Source organism: Streptococcus ovuberis (assembly GCF_012396585.1).
Classification (GTDB): Bacteria; Bacillota; Bacilli; order Lactobacillales; family Streptococcaceae; genus Streptococcus; species Streptococcus ovuberis.
Map to the genome: position 1 here is coordinate 51,216 of NZ_JAAXPR010000014.1, position 8,325 is coordinate 59,540.

General features: G+C 44.7%; 1 protein-coding gene. It reads left to right on the forward strand.

Annotation, left to right across the window (positions count from 1 at the left end):
- Positions 1-178: 178 nt before the first annotated feature.
- On the forward strand, positions 179-8,325 hold an 8,147-nt coding region (locus HF992_RS08035), incomplete at its 3' end, for a YSIRK-type signal peptide-containing protein (RefSeq protein WP_168549523.1).

Here is an 8,325-nt window from a genome sequence, read left to right on the forward strand (position 1 = left end):
GTCTGAAAAGGCACTAGATTGGTAGCATAAATGATGGCTATTGTTTACAAATAGGAAATTGCGCTTTATGTGTGTGGTACATTTTTATTGAGATCAAATATTTGACAAAAACTCGGGGGGGGGGTATTATATTGTGGGATACTATTCCTTAAATGAAATAAAAAATATGGGAGAATTTATGCGACATAATTCATCAGAACAGCCTGATAAAAGATTGCGCTTTTCAATTCGTAAATTTAATGTTGGGGTAGCTTCCGTTGCGGTAGCGGCCTTTTTCATGGCTGGCGGTACCGTATCGGCTGATACCCTGGCTACTGTGTCTTCTAGTGCGGATATTGTAACGCCACAAGACCAGATAGGGCAACTTAACTCAGAGGAGTCAAATGCGATTGAAGCGCCAACAATGACGAGTGAGCCGGAATCGCCATCGGAAGTAGCGGCTTCTATCAGTGAGGATTCTACGCAAGCAGTCGTTGAGACTGGAGCACCAACCGAGGCGTCTCATTTAGAAACACTAGCGGAAGAGACAGTGGCAAATGAGCCTGTTATAGTACGTACTGCTGCGACAACCTACAAAGTCACCTATACAGATGTGGACACCAGTGAGGTGGTTTATAGTCGTAGCCACTCTGTCAGTGAGCAGACGACTCAACCCAAAGAAGAGCCTGTTCAGTTTAATGTTGTGGTCAATAGCGAAATGGCAACAGCGCCTGCTTTGGCGAACTACCGCTTGGTTAATGAACAAGACACTGCTAAGGCAGCTGTAGTTGTGGAACGTGGTGGCAAGAACAATCTGGTCAACTTTGATGTGCGCAAAGAAGTATTCGATTCAAACATTGATAATTCTTTGACCAATGAGTCTAGTGCCTTTTATGCAACGGATAATGCAACATTAACAGGATCAAATTCTCGAGAACGCTGGGGGCAAGTCACGAAAGCAACAGCTATAGATGCTGAGGGTAAAGAAGTTTCAATATCCTCTCTTGCATCAGCAATTAACTGGATTGATTTTTCTAGTCCAACTGCTGTGATTACTAATTTAGATAAGGGAACACTTGAGCCAGGTAAGGAAATTTTAAAAGTTGGGACTAAATATGTTAATGAGATTGGTCCGGGTTATGTAGTTACCGCAGAGGTTGTGGAGCTAAAGCCATTCCGTATTAATGCAACAAATACTATGCGGCCAGACGCGAGTGATTATAAAGGAAAAAAAGTTGCAAATCTACCAGTGGGAGTGTCTATTCAAACACCGAGTGAGGAGTGGTCACACTTACGTGTAGCAGGAGTTTTAGGTAATGAGAAGGCAGCTTTTGGCTCAGAAATTGATGGTGCAAATATTGGTTTTACTTTAAAAATCACTGCTAAATATAACGGTAAACCAGTAGCGCCTACAGTTGTTGTGGCAGATGGTGAAGAACAAGGTGATCGAGAGGTTCTGATTTTTAAAACCAGTGGTACACCGTTTAAGCTCTTTGCTAATGTAAAAACAGATGTAGCAAAAGGGGATCCAACTGCTCCTGATTTAGCAATGCATGACGGAACTTATGCAACTGGTAACTTTGCACCGATTACAGCTAATACACTTTATAGTGAAAACCAAGGGAATGGTTTTTATCATCCAGTTTATTTAGGAAGTAAAGACTACTCTTATGCAGAAGCTGAGAAGTGGATTAATCCAGATAAGGTGACTGGAGGCTTGGGGACTCAAGTGTTTGGTCCTGTGCGAACCAATATTGATGGCAATTCTGTTCCAATACTAACAACGACAGGTACAGCTGAACAAGGTTTAACAATAACGACATATGTCAATACTCGAGGTTCACAACACGCTGTCATTGGATTTATTCTTCCAGATATGGGAGATGCACCTGATTCTTATGGCGTTGCAACCCACTATATAAACAAAACAAAAAATCCTAATCCTCCGTACTTAGGTACTGTTCCGGGAGACGTTGATATTTCGGCTGGTATGGGATGGAATTCTGATGACTTAGTAGGCGGAGATGAGGGGAATCAGCAGTTAACTGGACGTACTACTTTGCCACAAGTTGATGGGCATGGAAAAACATATAATTTAACAATCCTTGCTAATGGCAATGGTGAAACAGCTTATACACGTGGTTTTATTGACTTTAACAATAATGGTGTTTTTGATGAGAATGAAGCGTCTGACATTGTTACGGTTAATCAAAATGGTAGCTACACATTGTCTTGGAATAAGCCAGATATCAAAGATACTAATTTAGCGAAATTAGGTGCGCGTATTCGTATTTCGCGTGTAGCAGATGAGATTAGTTCCCCAGTAGGTGTAGCAGGGACGGGAGAAGTTGAAGATTTTCAAATTCCTTTAGGATTCCCACCAATCGGTGAACGAAAAGAGACAGAAGGATTAAGAGGTCAGGAACAGAAGAGCAAAGTCAATTTTACTGCTTACGGTAAACTGATTTCTGACGGTACGACAGATAATAGTATCAATAGTAATGTAGCTGTTCAAATTGTAAATCCTTCAGGTCAACTTGTTAGCACTTGGAAAGAACCTGGTCAAGGAACCTACACAGTAAAAGCAGATGGCACTGTCACTTTTATTCCTGAAGCGAGTTTCACAGGTACAGCTAAAGGGATTGTTCTTCGAGCGACAGATAAAAATGGTTTTAACAGTGGTTGGACGGCAGATAAGGATTATCACGGACAAGATAACGTAAATAATGGTACTCATACCGCTGTGAATAAATCCATGGACTCAGTCTATGTCCCAACGGTTAAGGACTTTAATGTTAAAGGAACGACAGCTAACACAACGGGTGTTCAAGGAGTAGCACAAAATAGTCCTTCTAACTTTGTTGCAACTATTGTTGACGATAATAATCGGCCAATTAGTCCTGAGAATATTACTATTACAAATTATACATTTGAGGGTGGAGTAACTAGACAAAAAATTGAAAACGAAGGAACTTATACTCTTGATTCAAAAACAGGTCAGGTAACGTTCACCCCAGAGCCAAGCTTTACAGGTACTGGTAGAGGTATTAAGGTTATTGCTACAGCAACAGTTACAAGTTCAGATGGAACAACAGCTACTAAAACAGCAACTAACATTTACACGCCAACGGTAACGCCAGTGAAACCGACTGGTAAGGATTCAGATACCACAAATGTTCAAGGTCAACCACAGACCTCTAATCTGATCTTCAAAGAAGGGGATAAGACTGCACCAATCACTATCACAGATAAGCAACCGGCCAAATTTATTGATCCAACAACAGGCAAGGAGACTGATCAGACTCAGTTGCCAGCCCTGAAAGATGGTCAAGAAGTTGGAACCTACACCATTGATCCTAAGACTGGTCAGGTAACCTTCCAACCAAAACTAAGCTTTGTTGGAACACCTGATGCAGTTATCGTTCAGGTCAAAGATAAGAATGGTACGCCAGCCAAGGCGATTTACACGCCAACGGTAACGCCAGTGAAACCGACAGGTGAGGCAGAAACGTCAACAGGCAAACAAGGTCAAGAACAAAGCCGTAAACTCGACTTCACCCCAGGTCACGCCGATGTACCGATGAAGATTGACACTGATCAGCCAGCCAAATTCTTGGATGAGGAGAACCAGCCAATTAACGAGACTACAGTTCCAGCTAAGGACACAGCTGGTAACGTCATCGGTGAATTTGAGCTGAATCCATTGACTGGAGATGTGACCTTCAAGCCAAATAAGGACTACACAGGAGAAGTTCCAGTTCAACCGATTAAGGTTCAAGCCAAGGACGTTAACGGCACCCCAGCCGAGTCAACTTACACGCCAACGGTAACGCCAGTGAAACCGACAGGTGAGGATTCAGATACCACAAATGTTCAAGGTCAACCACAGACCTCTAATCTGATCTTCAAAGAAGGGGATAAGACTGCACCAATCACTATCACAGATAAGCAACCGGCCAAATTTATTGATCCAACAACAGGCAAGGAGACTGATCGGACTCAGTTGCCAGCCCTAAAAGATGATCAAGAAGTTGGAACCTACACCATTGATCCTAAGACTGGTCAGGTAACCTTCCAACCAAAACCAAGCTTTGTTGGAACACCTGATGCAGTTATCGTTCAGGTCAAAGATAAGAATGGTACGCCAGCTACTGCAATTTACACGCCGACTGTCACTGCTGTTACCCCGACAGTCAAGCCTGCAACGACTAGTGATATTCAAGGTCAACCACAAAAAACGGATGCCGCAGCACTGTTCACTCCAGGTAGTGCGACAACTTCAATTAACCCAGATTCTATCTTCCTAGTTGGAAAAGATGGAGCGATTGAGGATGAGATTCCTGCTTTGGATAAAGATGGTAAACAAGTCGGAACTTATATTATCGACAATGATAACGTCATCACCTTCCAGCCAAATGCAGATTTCGTCGGTACCCCAGAACCAGCAATTATCCGTGCAAAAGATACAAATGGTACTGAGGTTAAGACGACCTACACGCCAACGGTAACTCCGGTTACACCAAGCGCAGAGTCTAAACAGACCACCGCTCCTCAAGGCAAACCGCAGTCAGCTAAGATTCCATTTACCCCAGGAAATGAGAAGGTTCCAATGGATGATAGTGTTCCAGCTACCTTCACAGATGGCACAACATCCAAGACCATCCAAGGTGAGGGAACTTATGAAGTTGCCCCAGATGGTACGGTAACTTTCACACCAGATTCAACCTTCACTGGTAAAGGCACAGGTGTCGAGGTGAAACGTGTTGATAAGAACGGAACGCCAGCCAAGGCGATTTACACGCCAACCGTAACGCCAGTGAAACCGACAGGTGAGGCAGAAACGTCAACAGGCAAACAAGGTCAAGAACAAAGCCGTAAACTCGACTTCACCCCAGGTCACGCCGATGTACCGATGAAGATTGACGCTGATCAGCCAGCCAAATTCTTGGATGAGAAGAATCAGCCAATTAACGAGACTAAAGTTCCAGCTAAGGACACAACTGGTAACGTCATCGGTGAATTTGAGCTGAATCCATTGACTGGAGATGTGACATTCAAGCCAAATAAGGACTACATAGGAGAAGTTCCAGTTCAACCGATTAAGGTTCAAGCCAAGGACGTTAACGGCACCCCAGCCGAGTCAACGTACACACCAACAGTAACGCCAGTAACACCAACAGCAGAACCAGCAACAACTAAGGACAAGCAAGGTGTGGCACAAAATACTGACGCTAAAGTCTTGTTCACAGCAGGTGATGCAGTTGCACCGATTAACAACGACAGTATTACGCTTCTTGATGCTCAAGGTAATCCGACTAACCAACCTGTTCCAGCGATGAAGGACGGCAAACAAGTTGGTACCTACACGCTTAATAAGGAAACAGGAACTATCACCTTCCAACCGAACCCAGACTTTGTCGGTACTCCAGAGCCGGTCAACGTCCAAGCAGCGGATAAAAATGGCACAACTGTTAAGACGACCTATACGCCAACGGTAACTCCGGTGAACCCGACTGGTAAGGATTCAGATACCACAAATGTTCAAGGTCAACCACAGACCTCTAATCTGATCTTCGAAGAAGGGGATAAGACTGCACCAATCACCATCACAGATAAGCAACCGGCCAAATTTATTGATCCAACAACAGGCAAGGAGACTGATCAGACTCAGTTGCCAGCCCTGAAAGATGATAAAGAAGTTGGAACCTACACCATTGATCCTAAGACTGGTCAGGTAACCTTCCAACCAAAACCAAGCTTTGTTGGAACACCTGATGCAGTTATCGTTCAGGTCAAAGATAAGAACGGTACGCCAGCTACTGCGATTTACACGCCGACTGTCACTGCTGTTACCCCGACAGTCAAGCCTGCAACGACTAGTGATATTCAAGGTCAACCACAAACAACGGATGCCACAGCACTGTTCACTCCAGGCAGTGCGACAACTTCAATTAATCCAGATTCCATCTTCCTAGTTGGAAAAGATGGAGCGATTGAGGATGAGATTCCTGCTTTGGATAAAGATGGTAAACAAGTCGGAACTTATATTATCGACAATAATAACGTCATCACCTTCCAGCCAAATACAGATTTCGTCGGTACTCCAGAACCAGCAATTATCCGTGCAAAAGATACAAATGGTACTGAGGTTAAGACGACCTACACGCCAATGGTAACTCCGGTTACACCAAGCGCAGAGTCTAAACAGACCACCGCTCCTCAAGGCAAACCGCAGTCAGCTAAGATTCCATTTACCCCAGGAAATGAGAAGGTTCCAATGGATGATAGTGTTCCAGCTACCTTCACAGATGGCACAACATCCAAGACCATCCAAGGTGAGGGAACTTATAAAGTTGCCCCAGATGGTACGGTAACCTTCACACCAGATTCAACCTTCACTGGTAAAGGCACAGGTGTCGAGGTGAAACGTGTTGATAAGAACGGAACGCCAGCCAAGGCGATTTACACGCCAACCGTAACGCCAGTAACACCAAAAGCAACCCCGGCAACAACTGAGGACAAGCAAGGTGTGGCACAAAATACTGACGCTAAAGTCTTATTCACAGCAGGTGATGCAGTTGCACCGATTAACAACGACAGTATTACGCTTCTTGACGCTCAAGGTAATCCGACTAACCAACCTGTTCCGGCGATGAAGGACGGCAAACAAGTTGGTACCTACACGCTTAATAAGGAAACAGGAAATATCACCTTCCAACCGAACCCAGACTTTATTGGCACTCCAGAGTCGGTCAACGTCCAAGCAGCGGATAAAAATGGCACAACTGTTAAGACGACCTACACGCCAACGGTGACACCGGTGAACCCGACTGGTAAGGATTCAGATACCACAAATGTTCAAGGTCAACCACAGACCTCTAATCTGATCTTCAAAGAAGGGGATAAGACTGCACCAATCACCATCACAGATAAGCAACCGGCCAAATTTATTGATCCAACAACAGGCAAGGAGACTGATCGAACTCAGTTGCCAGCCCTGAGAGATGGTCAAGAAGTTGGAACCTACACCATTGATCCTAAGACTGGTCAGGTAACCTTCCAACCAAAACCAAGCTTTGTTGGAACACCTGATGCAATTATCGTTCAGGTCAAAGATAAGAACGGTACGCCAGCTACTGCAATTTACACGCCAACCGTAACGCCGGTAACACCAACAGCGACTCCAGCAACAACTGAGGACAAGCAAGGTGTGGCACAAAATACTGACGCTAAAGTCTTGTTCACAGCAGGTGATGCAGTTGCACCGATTAACAGCAGTACCATCACGCTTGTGAATGCAGCTGGTGAAGAAGTTAAGGAAATTGTTGTTCCAGGTGAAGGCACTTACACGCTTAAAGAAGATGGAACAATCGACTTCACGCCAGAACCACAATTCACAGGAGTAGCTAAGCCAGTTACTGTTAAGGCACAGGACAAGAACGGTACGCCAGTTAAGACGACCTACACGCCAACGGTAACGCCGGTAACACCAACAGCGACTCCAGCAATAACTGAGGACAAGCAAGGTGTGGCACAAACTACTGACGCTAAAGTCTTGTTCACAGCAGGTGATGCAGTTGCACCGATTAACGCCGACAGTATTACGCTTCTTGACGCTCAAGGTAATCCGACTAACCAACCTGTTCCGGCGATGAAGGACGGCCAACAAGTTGGTACCTACACGCTTGACAAGGAAACAGGAACTATCACCTTCCAACCGAACCCAGACTTTATTGGCACTCCAGAGTCGGTCAACGTCCAAGCAGCGGATAAAAATGGCACAACTGTTAAGACGACCTATACGCCAACGGTGACTCCATTGAAGACCTCTTATATCACCGATAAGGGACAGGAATTGGCGCCGACAGAAGAGGGGATCCTAAATCCTAAGACCTTTGACGCTTATTACCTGAAAGGGACAGAAAAAGATTCAGATGGTAATATGACTCATATTTATGTACCAAAGATAACTAACTTTGTCGATGAGAACGGCACGGCAATCAAGCCATCAGAATCAGGATCTAAACCAAATGAGCCAATTTCAGGTTACGAGATTGTGTCGACCACGACGGACAAAGATGGCAATGTGACCAACATTTACCGTCAGGTAACACCTCCAGTTAAGACACCACTCACTAACTTTGTTGATGAGAACGGCACACCAATCAAGGATCCAGAAGAGGGCTCTAAACCAAATGAGCCACTTTCAGGTTATGAGCTTGTGTCGACCACGACGGACAAAGATGGCAATGTGACCAACATTTACCGTCAGGTAACACCTCCAGTTAAGACACCACTCACTAACTTTGTTGATGAGAACGGCACACCAATCAAGGATCCAGAAGA